Annotated in this window: 19 protein-coding genes; 9 read left to right on the forward strand and 10 right to left on the reverse strand. The window is 71.5% G+C overall.

What is annotated here, in order from left to right; genetic code table 11:
- Window positions 1-10: 10 nt before the first annotated feature.
- The gene (locus QUE51_RS15010) at window positions 11-364 is read right to left on the reverse strand and encodes a nuclear transport factor 2 family protein (RefSeq protein ID WP_286277167.1); all 354 of its coding nucleotides are present in this window, start codon (window positions 362-364) and stop codon (window positions 11-13) included.
- 135 nt (window positions 365-499) lie between these two features.
- Here QUE51_RS15010 and QUE51_RS15015 point away from each other — a divergent pair, with 135 nt between their 5' ends.
- Window positions 500-1,168, forward strand: coding sequence for a G5 domain-containing protein (locus QUE51_RS15015; RefSeq protein ID WP_286277168.1), 669 nt, complete (start codon window positions 500-502; stop codon window positions 1,166-1,168).
- Between the two features lie 17 nt (window positions 1,169-1,185).
- Here QUE51_RS15015 and QUE51_RS15020 read toward each other — a convergent pair whose 3' ends face one another.
- Together QUE51_RS15020 and QUE51_RS15025 are read right to left on the reverse strand one after the other, a co-directional pair.
- Entirely contained in the window at window positions 1,186-2,157 is a 972-nt protein-coding gene (locus tag QUE51_RS15020) for a hypothetical protein (RefSeq protein ID WP_286277169.1), read from the reverse strand.
- A gap of 11 nt (window positions 2,158-2,168) precedes the next feature.
- Window positions 2,169-2,339, reverse strand: coding sequence for a hypothetical protein (locus QUE51_RS15025; protein ID WP_286277170.1), 171 nt, complete (start codon window positions 2,337-2,339; stop codon window positions 2,169-2,171).
- Window positions 2,340-2,531: 192 nt separating this feature from the next.
- Here QUE51_RS15025 and QUE51_RS15030 point away from each other — a divergent pair, with 192 nt between their 5' ends.
- Window positions 2,532-3,020 carry a pyridoxamine 5'-phosphate oxidase family protein gene (locus QUE51_RS15030; protein WP_286277171.1) on the forward strand — a complete coding sequence of 163 codons (489 nt, stop codon included), beginning with the start codon at window positions 2,532-2,534 and terminating at the stop codon, window positions 3,018-3,020.
- A gap of 53 nt (window positions 3,021-3,073) precedes the next feature.
- Window positions 3,074-3,403: a hypothetical protein gene (locus QUE51_RS15035; protein ID WP_286277172.1), complete on the forward strand. Its 330-nt coding sequence runs from the start codon at window positions 3,074-3,076 to the stop codon at window positions 3,401-3,403.
- A gap of 111 nt (window positions 3,404-3,514) precedes the next feature.
- Here the strand turns inward: QUE51_RS15035 and QUE51_RS15040 are convergent, their stop codons facing one another.
- Window positions 3,515-4,780 (reverse strand): FAD-binding oxidoreductase, encoded by a 1,266-nt coding sequence (locus QUE51_RS15040; protein WP_286277173.1) that lies wholly within the window; start codon window positions 4,778-4,780, stop codon window positions 3,515-3,517.
- Between the two features lie 631 nt (window positions 4,781-5,411).
- Here QUE51_RS15040 and QUE51_RS15045 point away from each other — a divergent pair.
- Complete coding sequence (locus QUE51_RS15045) at window positions 5,412-5,984, forward strand: HhH-GPD-type base excision DNA repair protein (RefSeq protein WP_286277174.1); 573 nt, start codon at window positions 5,412-5,414, stop codon at window positions 5,982-5,984.
- A 78-nt stretch (window positions 5,985-6,062) separates the two neighbouring features.
- On the opposite strand, the gene QUE51_RS15050 is transcribed toward QUE51_RS15045, so the two are convergent.
- From QUE51_RS15050 to QUE51_RS15060, 3 genes are all read right to left on the reverse strand, one after another.
- Window positions 6,063-6,533: a GNAT family N-acetyltransferase gene (locus QUE51_RS15050; RefSeq protein ID WP_286277175.1), complete on the reverse strand. Its 471-nt coding sequence runs from the start codon at window positions 6,531-6,533 to the stop codon at window positions 6,063-6,065.
- A gap of 98 nt (window positions 6,534-6,631) precedes the next feature.
- A complete protein-coding gene (locus QUE51_RS15055) occupies window positions 6,632-7,723 on the reverse strand; it encodes a hypothetical protein (protein ID WP_286277176.1) in 1,092 nt (363 codons plus the stop codon).
- Between the two features lie 294 nt (window positions 7,724-8,017).
- Window positions 8,018-9,094 (reverse strand): DUF429 domain-containing protein, encoded by a 1,077-nt coding sequence (locus QUE51_RS15060; protein ID WP_286277177.1) that lies wholly within the window; start codon window positions 9,092-9,094, stop codon window positions 8,018-8,020.
- Between the two features lie 96 nt (window positions 9,095-9,190).
- On the opposite strand from QUE51_RS15060, the gene QUE51_RS15065 reads away from it, so the two are divergent.
- Both QUE51_RS15065 and QUE51_RS15070 read left to right on the forward strand, forming a co-directional pair.
- Window positions 9,191-9,448 (forward strand): glutaredoxin family protein, encoded by a 258-nt coding sequence (locus tag QUE51_RS15065; RefSeq protein ID WP_286277178.1) that lies wholly within the window; start codon window positions 9,191-9,193, stop codon window positions 9,446-9,448.
- 22 nt (window positions 9,449-9,470) lie between these two features.
- On the forward strand, window positions 9,471-10,172 hold the full coding sequence (locus QUE51_RS15070) for an NAD(P)H-hydrate epimerase (RefSeq protein ID WP_286277179.1): 702 nt from the start codon (window positions 9,471-9,473) through the stop codon (window positions 10,170-10,172).
- A gap of 17 nt (window positions 10,173-10,189) precedes the next feature.
- Here QUE51_RS15070 and QUE51_RS15075 read toward each other — a convergent pair whose 3' ends face one another.
- Window positions 10,190-11,143 carry a helix-turn-helix transcriptional regulator gene (locus QUE51_RS15075; RefSeq protein ID WP_286279422.1) on the reverse strand — a complete coding sequence of 318 codons (954 nt, stop codon included), beginning with the start codon at window positions 11,141-11,143 and terminating at the stop codon, window positions 10,190-10,192.
- A 127-nt stretch (window positions 11,144-11,270) separates the two neighbouring features.
- Here QUE51_RS15075 and QUE51_RS15080 point away from each other — a divergent pair, with 127 nt between their 5' ends.
- Window positions 11,271-11,738, forward strand: a complete 468-nt coding sequence (locus QUE51_RS15080; RefSeq protein ID WP_286277180.1) for a VOC family protein — start codon at window positions 11,271-11,273, stop codon at window positions 11,736-11,738.
- A 71-nt stretch (window positions 11,739-11,809) separates the two neighbouring features.
- Here QUE51_RS15080 and QUE51_RS15085 read toward each other — a convergent pair whose 3' ends face one another.
- Together QUE51_RS15085 and QUE51_RS15090 are read right to left on the reverse strand one after the other, a co-directional pair.
- The gene (locus QUE51_RS15085) at window positions 11,810-12,772 is read right to left on the reverse strand and encodes an epimerase (protein ID WP_286277181.1); all 963 of its coding nucleotides are present in this window, start codon (window positions 12,770-12,772) and stop codon (window positions 11,810-11,812) included.
- Window positions 12,773-12,834: 62 nt separating this feature from the next.
- A complete protein-coding gene (locus QUE51_RS15090; RefSeq protein WP_286277182.1) occupies window positions 12,835-13,941 on the reverse strand; it encodes an ROK family transcriptional regulator in 1,107 nt (368 codons plus the stop codon).
- A gap of 234 nt (window positions 13,942-14,175) precedes the next feature.
- Here QUE51_RS15090 and QUE51_RS15095 point away from each other — a divergent pair, with 234 nt between their 5' ends.
- Both QUE51_RS15095 and QUE51_RS15100 read left to right on the forward strand, forming a co-directional pair.
- Window positions 14,176-15,459 (forward strand): extracellular solute-binding protein, encoded by a 1,284-nt coding sequence (locus QUE51_RS15095; protein WP_286277183.1) that lies wholly within the window; start codon window positions 14,176-14,178, stop codon window positions 15,457-15,459.
- Window positions 15,456-16,391 (forward strand): carbohydrate ABC transporter permease, encoded by a 936-nt coding sequence (locus QUE51_RS15100; RefSeq protein WP_286277185.1) that lies wholly within the window; start codon window positions 15,456-15,458, stop codon window positions 16,389-16,391. Before QUE51_RS15095 ends, QUE51_RS15100 begins: the two co-directional genes overlap by 4 nt.
- Window positions 16,392-16,405: the final 14 nt, after the last annotated feature.

Genomic DNA, 16,405 nt, shown 5'->3' on the forward strand with positions numbered 1-16,405 from the left:
TTGCGCCTCGCTACTCCGGCAACTCGATGTTGTAGGAGCGGATCTCCGTCAGCATCCCGTCGGTGAACTCGTAGATGTCGCAGGATGCGACGACCGTGCGGTCCCCGTCCGCCGCGACGTACTCGGCCACGCTGTCCACGACCACGGCGTCGCCGGCCACGAAGGTGCGGAACGAGCGGAAGTCGGAGGTGGTGGAGGCCACCTCCGCCGCGGTCGCCTGGAGGAGCGTGATCACGGCGTCCTTGCCGCGGATCGGCTCCTCTCCGACCAGCGTCCACACGATGTCGTCGGCGAGGGACGGAAGGGCTGCTTCGAAGGAGTGCCCGGAGATGGCGCGGGCGACATCCTCATTGGTATCGGCCATGGGCTCACTCTCGCACCCTCCGAACGCGGATCACCAGGGTTGCGGGGCGCGCCGCGATCTGTCGTGTCGGAGTGGCGGCAAAGCACCGGGGCACACCATCCTGAGGCATTGCCCCTTTCTCAACGAGGAGATCGCGTGAATCGACCCCGGCGCACCGCCAAGCTGAGCGACCTGATCCGCCCGCGCACCATCGGCTTCGCCGTCGGCGCCGTCATCGTCCTCGCCTTCGGTACAGCCGCCATCGCCGGGAACAGTGGCCGGACCGAGCTCGCGCAGGACGTATCGGCGGTCGGCGAGTTCAGCACGCCGACTGCCGCCCCCGCACCCGCGCCAGCGCCGAAGAAGACGCCCACGGAGACCTTCACGACTGCCGTTGCCACCGAGGCCGTGCCGTATGCGCAGACCGCGGTGGACGACCCGAACCGGGACGCCGGCACCAGCGTGATCACCCAGGTGGGGGCGAACGGCGTCCGCACCAAGACCTTCCGAGTCACCTTGCACGACGGCAAGGAGGTCTCCCGGGAGCAGGTCAGCGACATCGTGACGACGCCGGCGGTCGACGAGGTGACCGCAGTAGGAAGCTACGTGGCGCCCGTGGTCGAAGCGCCTGCACCCGCCCCGGCCCCGGTGGACAACGGCTGCGACCCCAACTACTCAGGCCAGTGCGTCCCGATCGCCTCGGACGTGGACTGCGCAGGCGGGAGCGGCAACGGCCCGGCCTACACGGGCGGACCGGTCTACGTCGTCGGCACCGACGTCTACCAGCTCGATCGCGACGGGGACGGGGTCGCCTGCGACGCCTAGCCGTGTGTCGCAGCGGCTCAGAAGAGCGACGAGAAGAAGGTGTCCCAGATCCACCAGGCGGTGATGGCGACTCCGAGGACGATCGCAAGCCACGGCGTCCGCCGGCGCAGCCGGCGGCCGGGCGGAGCGACCTCGTTGCGCAGGCGGTCGCCGACCCGCTCGTCGGCGTAGCGGGCGGTCTGGTGCAGGGTCTTGGCGCCGACCGTGGCGACGATCGCGCGCATCCGCTCGTAGGTCGCGGGGGAGAGGAGGTCGAACGGGGTGGCCGAGTAGATGAACATCGTGTCGTCCACGATCTCCACGTCGAAGCCGCCCGCCTCGTCGATCAGCAGCGCCATGAGGTCCGGCGTGAAGACGTAGAGCGCGTCCCGCTCGTACTCCTGGGGCGCGTACAGCGTGAAGTGCCGGTCGAAGTCGCCCTCGAGCGAGAGCACCTGATCGCGATCGAACTGGATCGGCAGGTTGCTGCTCCGGATGCCGAAGACGCTGCAGTCGTTGGCGCGGGAGTCGAGGAGCATGTGCGGCATGTTCCGGTCGAGCCCCACGGCGATGTATCCCCAGCGGTGGACGGTGACGGTCTTGTTCTCGCCGCTCGACTCGACCACGTACCGGTAGTTGCCGATCTCGGTGTGCCGGCCCGCGGCCGAGCTGAGCCGGCGCTCGGCGACGCGCCTCGTGCCCACCTGGAAGACGGAGCCGGGGTAGGCGACCGACTCCTCGTGGCCGTAGACGAGGCCGTTCGCGGCCGCGAAGCGGGTGAGGCGCAGCGCGGCCTCCCACCAGCCGCGCGGGAAGCCCAGGTTGAGGATCAGCCGCAGGACGCCGAAGACGACGACCCCGGCCACGACGAGCCAGAAGGCGAAGACGCCGAGCGAGATCAGGTTGAAGGGGAAGGGCGCCTCGAACAGGCCGCGGAAGACGGCGCCCGAGATGGAGCCGAGCTGCGGACCGAGGATCAGGGCGACGAAAGCGAAGCCGATGGCGGGCACGATGGCCGGGATCAGGCGGCCGGCGGCCGCGGGGCCGGTGCCCGTCCCGGTCGGATCGGGTCGCCGCGACCAGGGGCTCCCGCAGCCTTCGACCGGCGGCGGAACTCCTCGATCTCCGCGCGGGTGACGGGTGCGGTGAGCGGCGCGTAGTCGGGATGCACGGCGGGCACGTCGGCGGTCATCCTGCCTCCTCGCCCGCGGGCCGAGTCGCCGCGACGCGCTCAGAGTAGCGAGCGAGCGGCGGCCGGTGGGAGTACGGTCGGCCGCCCGCTGAGGGACAGCGCTCAACGATGTCGGACGCCCAGTGCACTGTGAGCCTCCGGCCCTAGCGTCGGGGCGGAGCGGCGACCGCCGCAGAGACGAAGGAGGAGCACGTGACGACGGCGACGAAGGACGAGCTGGAACAGATCGGCACAATCATCAAGGGCTCGCGCATCGCGGTGCTCACCACGATGACCGAGGACGGGCGGCTGGTCAGCCGGCCGCTCGCGACGGTCGACGTCGAATTCGACGGCGACGTGTGGTTCTTCGTCTCGGACGACTCCGAGAAGGTGCACCAGATCCAGCATGACAGCCACGTGAACGTGTCCTTCGAGTCGGGCAAGGGATACCTCTCGCTCTCCGGCCGGGCCCAGCTCGTGCACGACCGGGCGAAGATCGACGAGTACTGGAACGCGGGCGCCCAGGCCTGGTTCAAGGACGGCAAGGACGACCCGCACATCGCCCTCCTCAAGGTGAACGCGGAGAGCGCGGAGTTCTGGGCGATGACCGACCCGAAGCCGGTCGCTCTGCTGAAGTACGCGAAGGCGGCGGTCACCGGCGGGCAGCCCGACGTGGGGGAGAACCACTCGGTCTCGCTCTGAGAGGCGGAGCCCGGCAGGATGGCGTCGACGAGCCCCGGCCGGAAGGAGATCCCGTGAAGCAGGACGCCACGACGCCGGAGGCGGAGGCGCAGTTCGACGAGGTGCTGGCCGCGCTCGGGCCGGACGTGAAGCGCTCCCAGATGATGGGACGGCCGTGCATCACGACGGGCGGCAAGATGGTGGCCTGCCTGACGCAGGACCGGCTCGCCGTCAAGCTCGGCCGGGACAGCGACGTCTTCGCCTCCGCCCTCCGCCTCGACGGGGCGATGGTGTTCGAGCCGGGTCCCGGACGCCAGTTCAAGGACTGGGTGGCGGTGCCGCTGTCCGAGGCTGACGAGTGGGTCCGGCTCGCCGTCGCGGCAGTCGAGCACCAGCGGGGCTGAGGCGACTCATCGGATGCCCCGACGGGCCACCGAGCCGCCGTCCCGGGGTGGGTCCTCAACTGGGGCGGGAGAGGACGCGGGACGGCGGCTCGGCGGGATCGCGACCCCCGGTCAGTCCTCCGGCACGGACAGCAGAAGCGCCTCGCGGATGGGCCGCGCGGCGCGCAGCACCGAGTCCGGATCGTAGGTCTCGATGAGGTCGGCGAGCCGCTCGAGCGTCTCGCGATCGTAGGTGCGGACGACGTCGTGCGGGTCGTCGCTGGCGGCGAAGTTCGGCAGGGTGCCCCCGGTCGTCCACGGCTCGATGAGCCGCCCGATGTCCTCGGCGTTCCGGATCGTGGCCTCGGCATCCGGCCCGGCCGGGATCCCGATGCTGAGGTAGGAGTACTCCGCGTCCCGGTGGCAGAGGGCGCTGGCGTGCTCCTGCGCCATGGCGACGGCGCCGCCGAGCTGGCGGATCTCCACCATCAGCTGCCGGCAGTCGTCGGCATCGGGCCCGGCCGCAGCGAGGAGGGCATCCAGCACGTCGTCGTTGAGCTCGTCCAGGAGGGCCGCGTGCTCGTGCACGGGCAGGGGGTCGCTGGGGTCGGCGTGGATGCGGCGCAGCTCGGTGTACGGCATGGGGCCGACCATCGCGAGCACCGGCGGTGCGGCGGCGAGCATTGGCGCGAACACGCGCTGGCCGTCAGCGGGGTCGCCGATCCAGGCGAAGCGCACCGCGACCGACATCCTCCCCGCCAGCTGCCAGGGCACGAAGGGCACGTCGGGCAGGCGGAGGATCGCGATCGAGGTGGTGCCCTCCTCGATGAGGGAGGGGCACCACTCCGCCCAGGTGTCGAGCACCTTCTCGGCGTCCGCGCCGTCGAAGTAGACGGCACCTCCGTAGATCTCCACCAGGTGGACGAGGTCGAACTCCACGGCGGTGACGATCCCCAGAGCCCCCTTGCCGCCGCGGAGCGCCCAGAACAGGTCCGGGTGCTCGGTGGGGGTGACCCGGCGGAACTCTCCGTCGCCGGTGACGACCTCGATCGCCCGGATCCGGTCGGCGGCCACTCCGTAGGTGCGCGCGACCGGGCCGATGCCGCCGCCGGTGAGGTAGCCGACGATTCCGACGTCGGGGGAGGAGCCGGCGAGGGGAGCCAGCCCGAACACGGCGGCCTCCTGCAGCACCCGGTCCCACCGGACGCCCGCTCCGACGCGCACCCACGCCTCGTCGGGGTGCACCGTGAGCTCGTCCAGCCGGCCGGTATGCACGAGCAGGACGTTCTCCAGGTGGTTGATGATCCCGTGGCCGGTCAGCCGAACGCCGACCTCGATGCCGTGCGAGCCGGCGAACCGGATCGCGGCGGCGACGTCTTCGGGTGACGCCGCCTCCACGACCGCGAGCGGAGAGGTCTGCTCGGCGAGGTTGAAGGGGTGGCCAGGTGGAGGAACTCGGCGGTACCGGGTCGGTGCAGCGCGCCGTCGAGCTGCTCGGAGAGCTCGTCGAAGGGCGCGGAGGCGGTGGGACTTTCGGGCGCGATGGTCATCGGTCGTCCTCGAGGGTGAGCGGGCGGGGTGGGGGCAACTCCGGCCGGAGGAGGGCGCGCTTCGGCTCCCGTTGAGGTGGTCGGGATGGCCACCGGCGGGGGTTCAAGCCGCGTCACTGCGGCGGACCTGTTCATGGTGGACCCCGGAAAATCGGGGCGAAAGTAGACGCCCCTGTACGTGGGCGCGCAATGGGGCGTGTCGCTCGCCGACGGGGGCGGGACACGCGGGAACAGACCGTTCTACTTGCGTGGCACAGCGAGGATGCGTAGGTCCTTTGTCCCGCCGGGACGCCGAAAGCCGCCGTCGGGCCGGTGCACGGAACCCGTTCCTTCCCCGCCGTTCCGGGCCGATACCCGTGCCCGGCCCTCCGCCGCGGGCTCTTCCGACATTGCGGTGCGGGTTCTCGGACCCGGCAGCACCGAGCGAGCGGGGTACACCGGGAGTGGAACGGGCGCGCTGTCGCTGGAAGGATGACGCCATGCCCGACCTGCACATCACCGCCAATCCCGACGCCGACGCGCTGCTCTCGAGCGATCCGCTCGCCCTGCTGATCGGGATGCTGCTCGACCAGCAGATTCCGATGGAGACCGCGTTCGCGGGGCCGCTGAAGCTGCGCGACCGGCTCGGCTCGCTGGACGCGGCGGCCATCGCCGGGGAGTCGGAGGAGCGGCTCACCGAGGTGTTCCGGACTCCGCCCGCCGTGCACCGCTTCCCGGGCTCGATGGCGAGCCGGACGCAAGCGCTCTGCGCGGCGATCGCGGAGGAGTGGGGCGGCGACGCGTCGGCGATCTGGACGCGGGACGCGCCGGACGGCCCCGAGGTGCTCCGCCGGCTCAAGGCCCTGCCTGGCTTCGGCGAGCAGAAGGCGAAGATCTTCCTCGCGCTCCTCGGCAAGCAGTACGGCGTCGATCCGGCAGGCTGGCGGGACGCCGCCGGCGCGTACGGCGAGGAGGGCAGCTACCGGTCGGTCGCCGACATCGTGGACCCGGACTCGCTCACGAAGGTGCGCGAGACGAAGCGCGCGGCGAAGGCGGCCGCGAAGAAGGCCTGACGCGGGCGCCGAGGTGGCGCGTGTTGTCGTTTCCAGCGCGAGGTGGCAGCACCTGGTGTCACCTCGGTCGGAAGCCGGTCAGCGCAGGCGCTTCCGCATCTGCATCGAGTGGACGCCGTAGCCGAGCGAGTCGTAGAGCGCCTGCGCCGCCGCATTGAAGCCGAACACGTTGAGGCCGAGGACCGTCCCGCCCAGCTTGCGGACCTCCTCCTCGGCCAGCAGCATCGCCTGCCGCCCGTAGCCGCGGCGCCGGTACTCGGGGAGGATGGCGATGTCGTACACCCACCATGATCGGCCGTCGGGGATCTGTGGATGCGGGCCGAGCCAGAGTCCGCCGACCTGCACGTCGTCCGCGATCACCTGGTAGACGAAGTGTCCCGCGAGCGGCGTGCCCTCCGGGAAGAAGCTGAGCATGGAGCGCTCGGCGTGGGCGTGGGCCTGCTCCGCCGTCTCACCGGCGGCCTCGCGCGACTCGGCGTAGGCGAAGACCTTGTCGGCCATCCACCCGTCCAGGCGCTCCCCGGGCATCGGGGCCAGCTCCACTGCCACCCCCTCAGGGTGTCACCGGAGGCTGTGCGCACCAGGGGGTGTCGCAGGTTGGGGCGGGGGACGGACGCCCCCGCCGGGCGCCGGGCGCGGCGTGCGCCTCAGCGCTGGTGGGCCTCGGCGATCTCCCGGTGCAGGTCGAGCAGGGGAGCGGTGCGCTCGGCGGGCCCGCGGCCGAAGCCGCATTCGGTCGCGATGCCGAAGCGGGGGAGCACGGAGCGCGCGGCGGCGATCCGCCGCTCGGCGCCGGCGACGCCGTCCTCGTGGTGCACGAGGCCGAGGTAGAGGTCGGTGCCCTCGGGCACGGGAACGTCCCGCAGCGGGGCGAAGTACGCGGCGTCGTCGCGCTCGATGGGCACGGGAAGGTGGACGAAGTCGATCCGGCGCGGTGCGGCGGCGAGGAGCCCGCGGAGGAACGCGGCGAGGTTGCCCGCGTCCTGGGGCTGCACGAAGTGCTGCTCCTCCACGTCGCCGTAACAGAGGTGGTAGCCGAGCTGGACGTCCTCCGGCACCCGGCTCGCCTGCCGCACGGCGCGCTCGACGACGCCGCCGAGCACGTCGTCGAACCAGGCGGTGAGGGAGTGGATGCGGATGCTGACGCTCTCGATGAGCGCGAACTCGACCGCGGTGTCCCATTGGACCGCCAGGTCGCCGTGCGGGATGCCGTCGAGGATGCGGTCCAGCTGAGCGAACAGTGCCCGCTCGTACACCGGCTCGACGGCGGCCCGGTCCTGGGGCGCGATGAACGCGCCGACGACCGCGGCGGGCGTCGGCAGCGATACCTGGAACCGGGTCTCGGCCGGGATGGCGCCCTCCTCGCGGAGCCGAGCGAACTCCCGGTAGGACTCGAGCGCCGCGGCGGCGTAGCCGAGGTCCGGGAAGACCAGCTCCTCCGCAGGGACGGTGCCGTCCAGCGCGAACGGCCGCTGGTCGAAGGTGTCGCGGACCTTGATCGGCTGGTCGCCGACCCGAGCGAGGCCGGGCGTGCCCTCGAAGCGGAACGTCTGGAACTGGATCCAGTAGAACCGCTCGCCGACCTCGCCGTCGGGGATGCGGCGCAGCTGTCCGCCGAGGCGCTCCGCGGCGGCCCGGAAGACCGCGGCGGCGTCGGGCAGGTTGACGCTGCCCACCAGGTGAGCGCCGAGGATCTCGACGTCGGTGGTCTCGGCGGGGGCGGATGCTCCGGTGGACATGTCGACTCCTTCGATTCGGGGAGTCGGCGGGGTGCGACTCCCGCGTGCGGGAATCGCAGGCGTGTTCCGGGGAGGAACGCGAGGCTTCGCGGGGCGCGCTGCGTGCGTCGACTCTGCCACCGGGTCTCCCGAGGCGGTAGGGCCGCTGACACGCGGCGTCATGAACGCCTGGCGTGGCGGCTCTACTGGCGCCTCCTCCTCTCCCTCAGCAGGCGGAAACCGACTCTGGCAGGCCGGATAGGGCCGATGCGGCCTGCCGGAGGAGGAGAGTGCCTGCTGAGCGAGAGGAAGCGGTCACCAGCCGAGCAGGCGGTCGACCTCCGACCGGAGAGCGGTGAGGGCCCTCCGCAGGTCCGCGTCGGCGTCCACCCGCGACCGAAGCCCCTCCGTCGTCAGGTCGACGAGCCCGACCGTGAGATCTGCCGACGGCTCGGCCGCGGCCCAGACCCGGCCCTTCCCGGCCGGATGGGCATCCGCGGCGTCCCGGAAGGCGGCCGACCCGATCGAGCGGATGGCAGGCGGATGCAGGATCGAGACGTTGGACGGAGAGGCTGGCGCCTCCCGGCGCTGCTCGGGGCGAGCCGGCGCGATGATCGTGGGTCGCCTCCCGTCCTCGTCGAGGGCATCCGTCGCACCGAGCACCTGCGTGCGGCTGTCGCCGTGCACATGCCAGATCGCGGCGGTCCACGCACAGAGCACGGCGTCGAGGAGGTCCTCCCGGTGCTTGTGCACGGCCGCCTGGGCGGTGGACGGCTCGTCGAGGAGCCGAGCCGTGAGCGGGTGGGACCGGAGGTCGACGGGCGGCTCGGCGTCGGTCAGCGCACCCACGCGGCGGAGGAGCTCGTCGAACTCGACGGCCCGGCGGGCGCGTCCCTCCGCGGCGGTCAGGGACTTGTCGAGCCGCTTGTACCGGGGACGCTCCCGCTCGTACCCCAGCTCCTCCATGCCCACAATGGTCGTGTACGGGTAGCACTCGAAGAACGAGCGGGCGTCGGCGGATGCCGGAGCGCTGCCGTCGAGATAGGTGTAGCCGAGGTGCTCCAGGCGCCGCCGGAGAGTCACCCCGCCCATCCACGCGACGCTCGTGTTGCTGGCGTTCGCGTAGACCTGCCAGCGGCCGTACCGGCGTGCCACTTCCCGCTCGGACTCCCGCATGCCCTCGGCGTTCGCGACGACGAGGGGCGCGTCGACGGCGATGACGGCCCCGGGAGCCGCGGTGGCCTCGAGCCATTCGACGACGGCGTCGATGCCGCGCACCCAGCCGGCGTCGCGGATCACGCCGCGCTCGTCCAGGAGGGCGTAGCCCGACTCGTTCGCGAGCTTGCCAGCCGACCCCTCGCTCCAGGCGAGGTCGATCCCGATGTACTGCATCCGCCACCCCTCCGATCACCGTACCGAGCAGCAGGAGCGGTCCCCGCCACTTGGGGGGCGGGAATGCCGCTCGCGCGGGACGGGTTGGGCCGAGAGATGACTGCGAATACTGCTGACAAGACCATCGTGATGTTCGGCGCGGACTGGTGTGGCGACTGCCGCCGGTCGAAGGCGCTGCTCGACGCGGAGGGCATCGAGTACGACTACGTCGACACGGAGGCCGTCGAGGACGCCGCCGACCGCGCTCGCGCGATCAGCGGGCGCACCAACATCCCCGTGATCGTGTTCCCGGACGGCAGCCACCTGGTGGAGCCGAGCAACGCGGAGCTCCGGGCGAAGCTCGCCCTCAACTAGGGCCGGGAGCGGAGGAGCAGGGATGCAGGTCGGCTACTCCGCCGCTCAGGTGCGCGCCGCCGAGGCGCCGCACCTCGCCGCCGGTGAGCCGCTGATGCAGCGCGCCGCCGACGCCCTCGCGGACGAGCTCCGCCGTGTCCTCCGGGACCGCCGGGCGGCAGGTGCCCAACGCGGCGCACGCCCGCGGGTCCTGGTGCTGGCGGGGCCCGGGAACAACGCCGGGGACGCGCTCTACGCGGGTGCGGCGCTCGCCGCGGACGGCGTCGCGGTCGAGATCCTGCTCGCGCTCGAGCGCACCCACGAGGAGAGCCTGTCGGCCGCGCTGGCCGCCGGCGCGACGGTGATCGACCGCGGCGACGTGCTCGAATCGGCCGCGGCCGCCGATGCGGTCGTCGACGGGATGTTCGGCACGGGCTCGGCGGGCCGCTCGCCGGCCCTTAGCGGGACACCGCGAGACGTAGTCGCCGCGATCCTGCCGCTCCTCGGCGGGCCGCACGCGCCGACGATCGTGGCCGTCGACATCCCGAGCGGCATCGACGCGGACGACGGCACCGTCCCGGATCCGGTCGTGCTGCCCGCCGACGTGACCGTGACCTTCGGCGGCATGAAGGCCGGGCTGCTGCTGTCGCCCGCGAAGGAGCTGGCCGGCCGGGTCGTCCTCGTCGACATCGGGATCGGGGACGAGCTCGGGAAGGCGGAGCCGATCCTCCGACTGCCCGACTGAGCGCTCGGGCGTGAGACCTAGCCCGACAACGGGGCGGCGGTCGCAGCGTTGCGAGCCGCGAGCTCGGCGAAGGCGGCGCGAAGCTCGGGAGGGCGGAGGACCTCGACGTCGGTGTCGAAGCGGTTGAGCGAGGCGGCCAGGCCGATCCAGGACCAGGCGCCGGCCTCGAGGCTGCACCGCTGCCCGTCCAGCTCCTGGACGATGCCGTCGCCGGCGAAGGGCAGGACGTCCGCGATAGGCCGGTTGAGGACGACCTTGCCGATGCACGGCCAACTGCCGGGTCGGTCGGAGCCCGAGAAGCGGGCGGACACGAAGCCTGCGACATCGCCGCCGGGAATGCCGCGAGGAGCGAAGCGAGGTCCCGTCGGGGTCCGCGGGGTCATGCGGTCGGCCCGGAAGATGCGCCAGTCGTCGCGCTCGAGATCCCATGCGACGAGGTACCAGCGTCCCTGCGAGGCGACGACGGCGTGCGGCTCCACCCGGCGGGGCGGTGCGGTCGCCGCGTCCGAGCCCGGAGGTGCGTAGTCGAAGCGGAGCACCTCATGGCTGCGCACCGCGGCGGACAGCAGGACGAGCACCGCGGGAGACACCGCCGTGGCGCCCGCCTCAGGCCGGGCGGGGATGCTGGTGAACCGGATGGCGTCCAGCCGGGAGCGCAGTCGAGTGGGCAGCACCTGACGCACGGTGGTCAGGGCGCGCAGCGCCGCCTCCTCGACTCCCGCCCCTGCGACGACGACCGTCTGCAGGGCGACCGCGAGCGCGACGGCCTGCTCGTCGTCGAACAGCAGCGGCGGGAGGTCGCTTCCTGCGGCCAGCCGATACCCGCCCGCGGGCCCCATCGTGGCCTCGATGCGGTAGTCGAGCGCGCGGAGGCGATCGATGTCCCGCCGGACGGTTCGATGGCTGACTCCGAGCCGCTCGCCCAGGCGGGCTCCAGGCCATTCCCTGCCTGTCTGCAGCAGCGAAAGCAGGGAGAGGAGGCGGGGGTGGTTGTCGCCATGCCCGCAACCCTAGGTCCGGTCTAGGACAGAACCTGACCTATACGGCTGTCACCGTGGAGATCCCGGACAGGCCCGGGCACCATTCCAAGGAGCAGAAATGACCATCACGACGACGACCCATCTCAATTTCCACGGAGACGCGCGTGAGGCGCTCGCCTTCTACCAGTCGGTGTTCGGGGGAGAGGTCGTGATCGCCACCTACTCCGACTTCGGCATGCCGAAGGATGCGCCCGGAGCGCTGAACGTCGTGTTCGGGCAGGTGGACGGTGGCAACGGCTTCCGCGTGATGGCGTACGACGTTCCCGGTGCCCCGAGCGGGGATGCACCCGCCCCCAGGGCGACTCGCCGCGAGAACGGGGTCACCACCACGGACCAGCCGTTCTTCGTCTCGGTCCGAGGCACCTCGCTGGGCGAGGTGCAGGGCTACTGGGAGGCGCTCGCCGCGGGGGCGTCCGTCGTGGAGCCCCTGGCCGCATCCGCCTGGAGCCCCGGATTCGGCATGCTCACCGATCGGTACGGCGTGACATGGGTGGTCGATGTCGCGGCGGCCCCGCCCGCCGGCTAGACCCGGCCGGCTCGGCTCGGCTCGGTCGGCGCCGAGCCGCCCGAGCCGCCCGAGCCGAGCGCCCGGCGACGTCAGCGCCTGCGGGACGCGACGATGTCGCGGAGGGCGGGCTCCAGCTCCGCGAACCGGAAGCGGTACCCGGCCTCTTGCAGCCGCTCCGGGACGACCCAGCGGCTCTTGAGGATCAGCTCGGTCTCGGTGCGGATCACCATGGCGCCGAGCTCCAGCATCCAGCGCCGAAGCGGGATCCCGATGGGAATCCCGACGATCCGGCGCAGCGTCCGCATCAGGGTGCGGTTGTCCGACGGCGATGGCGCGGTCGCGTTGATCGGCCCCTCGATCTCGGGATGCTCGCGGACGAAGCGGACGATGCCGAGCACGTCGGCGAGGTGGATCCAGCTGAACCGCTGGCGTCCATCTCGCGCTCGGAAGCGGTGGTAGGTGCCGGCCGCGAGGCGGGCCCTCGTGGCCGGCCACCGGCCGTCGTGCTGTGTGCCGCCGAGGCCGAGCCGGGTCAGCGCGAGGAGCGGGCGCAGCGCGCTCCCGTCCCCGAGGACGATCGACATCCGCAGGGCCACCCGGCGCGTTCCCGGGAGCGGCGGGCCGAAGAAGGCCCGCTCCCAGGCGGTCGCGATGCCGACGGAGAAGCCCTCGCCGAGCTCGCCGCCGTCCTCCGTCATCGGGCGGTCCTCCGCGTGCCGGTAGATCGTCGCCGTGGAGGCGTTGATCCACACCGGCGGCGGGACGTCGCAGGCGGAGATCGCCGAGGCGAGCTCAGTGGTCGTCGCCACCCGGGAGCGGAGCAGCTCGGCCCGGTTCCGCGGGTTGTAGCGGCAGTCGACGCTCTTCCCGGCCAGGTTCACCACCAGGTCGGCGCCATCGAGGAGGCGGCGGATGCTTTCGGTGTACCCCCAGACCGCGTCGGCGCCGAGTCGGCCGACCGTGCGCACGTCGGCGCCGTCGGCACGGAACGCGCTCGCGAGGTACCGGCCGATGAAGCCGGATGCGCCGGCCAGGACGATGCGGTCGGTCACGCGGCGGCCCGGGCGACGGGGGAGGAGGTCACCGAGGCACCCTATCCACGGAGGGCGTCGGCTCAGAGCCGCCCGGCTGTGGAGTCGAGAACGAAGTCTTGGATCGCGATCACGGCCGCTCCGCGGCACCACTCGATGTTGTCGCCGGAGGTGGCCACGATGTCCAGCCGCGTCGCGCGTGGATCGCGGTCGATCGCGATGCCCTCCTCGACGGCGGCGCGGGCGATGGAGGCGAGCCGCACGCCTTCCCCGCCCAGCACGATCCGGTCCGGCAGGGTGAGATTCCCGACGGCGGCGATCAGGCGGCCGAGGCCCCGTCCGGCGTCGTCCATGACCCGCCGGGCGATGGGGTCGCCCGCCTCGGCCAATCGGCACGCCTCGTCGAAGTCGATCGGCCGGCCGAGCGCCGTGCCGATGGCCTGCGCGATCGCCGGGGAGGCGAGGACGCTGCGCGCACATCCACGGTGCCCCTGCGGGCACAGCGGGCCGTAGGGGTCGAGCGGCCAGTGCCCGACCAGTCCGAGCCCGGAGTCGCGGTTCGAGAGGAGCCGGTCGTGCAGGACCGCGCCGTAGCCGATCCCGACGCCCAAGGTGAGGACGGCGAACCGGTCGAGCCCGCGACCGGAGCCGAACCAGTGCTCGTACTCGGTGAAGGCGTCGACGTCGTTCTCGACGACGGTGCGCAGCCCCGTGCGACGCTCGAGCATCTCGCCGAAGCGGACGTCGGTCCACTCGAGGAACGGTGCGCTGAGGACGACCGAGCGCCGGTCGACGCGGCCGCCCAAACCCACGCCCAGCGCGGTGATGCTCGCAACGCTCCGGCTTAGCCGCTCGGCAAGGCGGGCGACCGTCTCCACGACGCTCTCCGGGTCGCGGGAGGGGAGGACCACCGAGGAGGAGTCGAGGACGTTGGCGCGCAGGTCCGTGACCACGCCGAGCAGCTCCTCACCGGTCAGCTTCATGCCCAGGAAGTGGCGCGAGCCGGGAACGACGTCTAGGGGCCGGGAGGGGCGTCCGGCGCGGCCCTCGCTCAGCTCGCCGGTCTCGACGAGCACGCCGCTCTGCAGGAGACCCGCGCTCAGCCTCGAGAGGGATCCGGCAGACAGGTTGAGACGCCGGGCGATGTCGCTGCGCGAGATCGGCCCGTGGATGAGAACCTCGAGGGCCACGGAGCGTTCCGGAGCCGGCAGCGGGCTCCAGCGCGGGGCGGTCTGCACGAAAACCGGGCCTTTCCATCGATGGACGGGGTCCACAGTCCCACATCCAGTAACTTCCGTCAATGAACTAACGACGCGCCTCAGGACGCGCCGAACCTCGTTCTTGACTCGCAATTACTTCTGCTCTAGAACTAATGCGACGTCGGCCAGCACCGCGTCGCTTACCCTCACGACAGGAGAACCGCAATGAAGCGTCCGACCTCAATCCTCGCCGCGGCGAGCGCGACCGTCGCGGTCGCACTGCTCGCCGCCGGCTGCTCGTCCGGGGCCGGAGGGGGCGGCTCCGACGACGGCAGCGTGACCCTGACGTTCTGGGGCTCCTACGGCAACGGCGGCAACTCCACCCAGCAGGACGCCCTCAACAAGACCCTGATCCCGGCCTTCGAGAAGGAGAACCCGGGCATCAAGATCGAGTACGTCGACATCCCGTACGACGACCTGCTGCAGAAGCTGACCACGAGCGCCGCGGGCGGCGAGCTGCCCGACCTGGTCCGGGCCGACCTCGGCTGGGTGCCGCAGCTCGCGGACCTCGGAGTCCTCGTCCCCCTCTCCGACAAGCTCGACGGGTTCCAGAAGCTCGCCGATGCCACCTACCCGGGGTCGCTCTCCACGAACCTCTACGACGGCAAGTACTACGGGCTGCCGCTCGACACCAACACGCGCGTGCTCATCACCGACCAGAAGGCGCTCGACGCCGCGGGGATGAGCGCTCCTCCCGCGACCTTCGCCGACGTCGAGAAGATGGCGGACGCCCTCCAGGGCACCGGGATGTCGGTCTTCGCCGACGGCGGACTCGGCGGCTGGAACCTCTTCCCGTGGATGTGGTCCGGCGGCGGCGAGGTCACCAACGACGACCTGACGAAGGCATCCGGCTTCCTCGACGGGTCCAAGAGCGTGGCAGCGGTGCAGATGCTCGTCGACCTGTACAAGAAGGGGCAGATCCCCAACCTCATCACCGGCAACCAGGGCGCGACCGGCACGTCGGACGGGCTTCCGGGCGGCCAGTACGCGACCATCCTCGACGGACCGTGGATGAAGGGCATCTGGTCGGGGCAGTATCCCGACTTCCAGCCCATCTACGCCCCGGTCCCCGCCGGGGACGGCGGATCGGTCAGCGTGGTCGGCGGCGAGGACATCGTCCTCACCAACTCGTCGAAGAACCAGGATGCCGCGATGAAGTTCATCGAGTTCACGCAGACCGAGCAGTTCCAGGTGGAGATGGCGAAGACGGGCCAGATGACCGTCATCCCCGCGTTCGCCGACCAGCAGGCCGCGATCGACCCCTACTACGAGACCTTCTCGACGCAGCTCAAGACGGCCAAGTCGCGGCTCGCGATCCCGCAGTCCTCGCAGGTGGACACCATCCTCAACACGGAGCTGACGCCGGCCTTCGAGGGCTCCACGACGGTGCAGGACGCCCTCACGAAGGCTGCCGAGCAGATCGACGCCCTGCTCGCGGACGGCAAGTGACGTTGACCCTGGCCGACCAGGACGTGACCGTGCCCGAGGCGGACTCCGCCTCGGGCACGGCCCGGCCGGTCCGCCCCGCGCCCTCCCGCTCCGCCGCGCTGCGCCGGGTCGCGGTGCCCTACCTCTTCATCGCTCCGGGCGTCCTCCTCTTCGCCGTCGCGATCCTGTATCCGATCGTGCAAGCGGTCACCATGAGCTTCTTCGACTGGAAGATCGTGGCCGGCGCGGTCAGCGAGTGGGTCGGGCTCGACAACTACGCCCGTGCCATGGCGGACCCGCACTTCTGGCAGAGCCTCGCCAACAGCGGCATCTACATGCTCTTCACCGTTCCTCCGCAGATCGTGCTCGGGCTCGCGATCGCCCTGCTCCTCAAGCGCAAGAGCCCCGTCCAGCCGCTCTTCCGAGTCCTCTACTACCTCCCCGTCGTCACGAGCTGGGTCGTCGTCTCGCTGCTGTTCAAGTACCTGTTCGCCGACCGCGGGCTGGTCAACTTCACGCTGGGCGACTTCCTGCATCTCATGCACGGCGACGTGTCCTGGCTCTCGGGGCGATGGACGGCCCTGATCGCGATCTGCGCACTCGGGGTCTGGAAGGGCATCGGCTGGTCCATGATGATCTTCCTCGCCGCCCTGCAGGGCGTCCCGCAGTCGCTGGAGGAGGCAGCCACGATGGATGGCGCCGGCCGGTGGCAGCGCTTTCGAGCCGTGACGCTGCCCGCCATCTGGCCGGCGGCCCTCTTCGTCACCGTCATGCTCGTGATCGGCGGCTTCAACGTCTTCACCTCGGTCCTCGTCATGACCGGGGAGGCCCCGGCGGACAGACCGATGTCCTCCTCACCTACATGTACACGCAGGCGTTCACCTTCCTCGACTTCGGCTACGGCTCCGCTCTGGCGGTCCTCCTCGCCCTGCTCGTGTTCGTGCTCGCCGTGATCCAGCTCCGGGTC

It is taken from the genome of Naasia aerilata (genome assembly GCF_030296595.1).
Classification (GTDB): Bacteria; Actinomycetota; Actinomycetes; order Actinomycetales; family Microbacteriaceae; genus Naasia; species Naasia aerilata.

Bases quoted from the DNA above. Each gene is read 5' to 3' on its own strand.
- QUE51_RS15010 (WP_286277167.1), bottom strand. From the start codon at position 364: ATGGCCGATACCAATGAGGATGTCGCCCGCGCCATCTCCGGGCACTCC.
- QUE51_RS15025 (WP_286277170.1), bottom strand. From the start codon at position 2,339: ATGACCGCCGACGTGCCCGCCGTGCATCCCGACTACGCGCCGCTCACC.
- QUE51_RS15045 (WP_286277174.1), top strand. From the start codon at position 5,412: ATGCCCGACCTGCACATCACCGCCAATCCCGACGCCGACGCGCTGCTC.
- QUE51_RS15055 (WP_286277176.1), bottom strand. From the start codon at position 7,723: ATGTCCACCGGAGCATCCGCCCCCGCCGAGACCACCGACGTCGAGATC.
- QUE51_RS15060 (WP_286277177.1), bottom strand. From the start codon at position 9,094: ATGCAGTACATCGGGATCGACCTCGCCTGGAGCGAGGGGTCGGCTGGC.
- QUE51_RS15065 (WP_286277178.1), top strand. From the start codon at position 9,191: ATGACTGCGAATACTGCTGACAAGACCATCGTGATGTTCGGCGCGGAC.
- QUE51_RS15070 (WP_286277179.1), top strand. From the start codon at position 9,471: ATGCAGGTCGGCTACTCCGCCGCTCAGGTGCGCGCCGCCGAGGCGCCG.
- QUE51_RS15080 (WP_286277180.1), top strand. From the start codon at position 11,271: ATGACCATCACGACGACGACCCATCTCAATTTCCACGGAGACGCGCGT.
- QUE51_RS15095 (WP_286277183.1), top strand. From the start codon at position 14,176: ATGAAGCGTCCGACCTCAATCCTCGCCGCGGCGAGCGCGACCGTCGCG.